The organism is Kitasatospora nipponensis, assembly GCF_039528135.1.
Classification (GTDB): domain Bacteria; phylum Actinomycetota; class Actinomycetes; order Streptomycetales; family Streptomycetaceae; genus Kitasatospora; species Kitasatospora nipponensis.
This window is the reverse complement of sequence record NZ_BAAALF010001131.1, coordinates 262-526: the sequence shown is the minus strand read 5'-3', so window position 1 is coordinate 526 and position 265 is coordinate 262. Positions and strand designations below refer to the sequence as shown.

At 68.3% G+C, this 265-nt stretch carries 1 protein-coding gene; it reads left to right on the top strand.

Annotated elements, in window-relative coordinates; genetic code table 11:
* Nucleotides 1-265: PadR family transcriptional regulator (locus ABD323_RS45250; RefSeq protein WP_344447755.1), on the top strand; the 265-nt coding region annotated here is incomplete at both ends.

The window sequence follows — 265 nt, the reverse complement described above, 5'->3', positions numbered from 1 at the left end:
GTTATCAGGTGCGGCGCGAACTGTTGTCGTGGTCGGCCGACAAGTGGGCCAACGTCCAGCCGGGTTCGATCTACCACGCGCTCAAGCGTCTCGCGCTCGAAGGCCTGCTCGAGCAGGTCGAGACGCCGCAGGGCAAAGGCCCCGACCGGCTCGCGTACACACTGACCGATGCGGGCGAGGACGCGTTCCAGCACGAGCTGCAGCAGCGCATCGCGGACGTCGACGGGGCCGCAGGAGGTGCCTACGAGTTCTCGGCCGCGCTCGT